A 2,879-nucleotide genomic window follows, 5' to 3' on the forward strand; every position below is an offset into this window, starting at 1 on the left:
CACTGCTCACTGCTTACTGCTTACTGCTGACTGCTCACCGCTCACCGCTCACTGCTCACCGCTTACTGCTTACTGCTCACCGCTCACTGCTTACTGCTTACTGCTTACTGCTCACCGCTCACCGCTTACGTTCGTAAAACACCTTACCTACCCGTTCGATATGTTCTTTCAGTTCTGCATGATCAAGGAGGTGAAATACCGATAAATCAATCATGTAGGGCAAAAGCAGATCATCGAGCTGATCAGCGATCTCGGCGCACTGGCGTTGATCGAGATGAGCACCGAACAAGGTTAAATCGATATCAGAGCCGTGGCGATGGTTTCCTTTGGCACGAGATCCGTAAATTTTTGCTTGTTCCACGGCAGGAAAGCCGGCTAGGACTTGCTTGATTTTACTGACTGTGCTTTCGCTTAATCCAAAGGTGGTCTGCCGCTTTGCGGCGTCATTTGTCATTTGTCTATCGCTTTGCGATGTCATTTGTCAGAAACTAAACGAGAGAAAGTTTGTTCCAATTCAACGAAGGCCGGGTAAAAACGCTGCAAAATATCGTTGATCATTTGCTGTGCCAATTCCAGGTTGTAGGTATGAGATGTCAGGTTGCGGGCTTTTATCATATCCATCCAGGCGTCACCGTCTTTGATCAAGCCATTGGCAAAGGCGGTACGGGTGGCATTTTTGGAACCAATCAGATTGATGAAACCTTGATCTTCCAGATAATCCTTCAACACACTCCAGGCCAGTTCGTGGGTAAACTCAAACCCCTGGATCAGCCCCTGTTGTTCCAGTGTCGTCAAGGGACGCTGACGTGCAAGATCAGCAGCTTCGGTGACGGTTTGTAGAGCACGCTGATAATTTTGAAACCGCTGCCTCCAGCGAATATCGTCTGACATATTTTAACCTCTACCGCTAAAGCGGTGTCATTTGTGAAAAACCGTAAACCGTGAGCGGTGAGCTGTGAGCGGTAACTGCTTACTGCTTACTGCTTACTGCTTACTGCTTACTGCTTACGGCTTACGGCTTACGGCTTACGGCTTACGGCTTACGGCTTACGGCTTACGGCTTACTGCTTACTGCTTACCGCTCACCGCTCACTGCTCACCGCTCACTGCTCACCGCTTTCCTTCTGATCCTTCCTGAATAACCACAATGTCCTTTTCGATAATCGCCCTGAATTCGGGAGAGATCATCGCCCAGTCGACGATATCTACCTTGAAACCCAGATCGGCTTCATCAAAGCCTGCTGTCAAATCTGCCCTTTTGGCCAGGGTTAACGGGGTTTCGGTGATAATCACCAGATCAAGATCTGAATATTTTCGCGCGTGACCGGTAACGCGGGAGCCAAAGGCCCAGACAGGACAGGCGGGGACATGAAGGTTCAGAAGTTGCCGCACCTCTTCAAGCTCCCACTGATTGAGCTGTAACCTGCTTAAATCATTATCCAATGTCGCTTCTTTCCTGTAACTGATGCAATAGATGTTGTGCCTCTGCCAAAAAATCCGGCGCGATGCTATACACGGCAGCAGCTTTGTTTTCATCGTAGGTGTGGCTACTGTCCGTCCTGGCCTGACGATAGGCCTTCCAGCGTAACCAATCCGAGCGTAAGAGCCCTTGTTCATTGCCACTACGAATGAGATTGGCGAAGGTACTCTCGACAACTTCTTCAGGGGTTGCGGATGCTTCCTTAAGATAACGCTTGAGCATCTTATGGCTCAGTTCATAGGTAAATTCAAAACACTGAATCACGGAATTGCGCAATTGTTCAAACAGCTCCGGATCTGATTCTGCCAGTGGTGAATTGGCAAACTGCAAGCTTTTTTCTAGTTGCGCTATGGCATTTTCCAACGAGGTGTAATCCAGTTGCATATTTATTACTTTCTTCATGTACCGCTGCGCGGTGTCCATTGTCATTGGTCCATCGCTAAAGCGATGTCATTTGTTAAAAAATGGTGAGCGGAGAGCTGTGAGCGGCCATTGAACACTGTTTCCTGCTCCCATGCCCTCACTTTGTCGCATCAACTTTGTCTTTCAACCCGGACCATGACAGTATTTTTTTATCAGCAGTAACCAACACCGCGCCTTTTTCCAGCGTGGTGGCTACAATAATTCGATCGGCAGGATCTCCATGAAACTCAGTTAAGGCAGCAGCAATAATGGCAGCAGAACCGCTCAACGGAAGTTCGTTCAAGCCGTCAATCAGCAGTTTACGACGGAAATCAGCTACTTCCATAAGCATCTCCAGCCGTCCTTTTTCAACCAACATGGCAATTTCCCAAAAGCTGATGGTTGCAACTGCCAATTGCTCGCTTGCTAAAGCCTGGTTGATCAACTTCAACGCTTTTTTACCAAGCCGTGCATTTCCCTCACACAGCCACACTAATACATGGGTATCAAGCAGGACCTTCATTGTGCATCCCATTTGATATCGACAGGCTCAATCAGATCATCGTGACTATGAATGTTATCTTTTTGACAGCCAAACAAACTTGATGGAGTTTTTTTGTAGGGCCGTAACACCGAAACCGGTTTACCATTTTTGGTAATAATGAGCTCTTCACCGGTTTGTGCGATCTCATCCATCAAATGAAGACATTTTGCCTTAAACTCTGAGGCTTTGATCGTCTGTGTCATATAGATAACTCCTTTTGGCAGGCACACATATATGACTATAGTCGTGACCATGGATAAATACAATAAGAGATGAAAGGGTGTCTGCCGCTGCGCGGCGTCTACCGCTGCGCGGTGTCATTGGTCTGCCGCTGAAGCGGCGTCTGCCACTGCGTGGCGTCTACCGATGCGCGGTGTCTACCGCTGCGCGGCGTTATTTGTCTACCGCTGCGCGGTGTCCTTTGTCTGCCGCTGAAGCGGCGTTATTTGTTAA

General features: G+C 48.4%; 6 protein-coding genes. All 6 read right to left on the bottom strand.

What is annotated here, in order from left to right:
• Positions 1-118: 118 nt before the first annotated feature.
• The 6 genes from AC6F7T_RS07430 to AC6F7T_RS07455 all read right to left on the bottom strand — a co-directional run bounded on the left by AC6F7T_RS07430 (position 119) and on the right by AC6F7T_RS07455 (position 2,629).
• Complete coding sequence (locus AC6F7T_RS07430) at positions 119-454, bottom strand: nucleotidyltransferase domain-containing protein (protein WP_500717468.1); 336 nt, start codon at positions 452-454, stop codon at positions 119-121.
• A gap of 20 nt (positions 455-474) precedes the next feature.
• Positions 475-891, bottom strand: a complete 417-nt coding sequence (locus tag AC6F7T_RS07435) for an HI0074 family nucleotidyltransferase substrate-binding subunit (RefSeq protein WP_500717470.1) — start codon at positions 889-891, stop codon at positions 475-477.
• 219 nt (positions 892-1,110) lie between these two features.
• Entirely contained in the window at positions 1,111-1,443 is a 333-nt protein-coding gene (locus AC6F7T_RS07440) for a nucleotidyltransferase domain-containing protein (RefSeq protein ID WP_500717471.1), read from the bottom strand.
• On the bottom strand, positions 1,436-1,882 hold the full coding sequence (locus AC6F7T_RS07445) for an HI0074 family nucleotidyltransferase substrate-binding subunit (RefSeq protein WP_500717472.1): 447 nt from the start codon (positions 1,880-1,882) through the stop codon (positions 1,436-1,438). The genes AC6F7T_RS07440 and AC6F7T_RS07445 overlap by 8 nt, the downstream gene beginning before the upstream one ends.
• 118 nt (positions 1,883-2,000) lie before the next feature.
• Positions 2,001-2,405 carry a PIN domain-containing protein gene (locus AC6F7T_RS07450; RefSeq protein WP_500717474.1) on the bottom strand — a complete coding sequence of 135 codons (405 nt, stop codon included), beginning with the start codon at positions 2,403-2,405 and terminating at the stop codon, positions 2,001-2,003.
• Positions 2,402-2,629 carry a type II toxin-antitoxin system prevent-host-death family antitoxin gene (locus AC6F7T_RS07455; RefSeq protein WP_500717475.1) on the bottom strand — a complete coding sequence of 76 codons (228 nt, stop codon included), beginning with the start codon at positions 2,627-2,629 and terminating at the stop codon, positions 2,402-2,404. Before AC6F7T_RS07455 ends, AC6F7T_RS07450 begins: the two co-directional genes overlap by 4 nt.
• Positions 2,630-2,879: the final 250 nt, after the last annotated feature.

The sequence above is a fragment of the Pelovirga sp. genome (assembly GCF_059864205.1).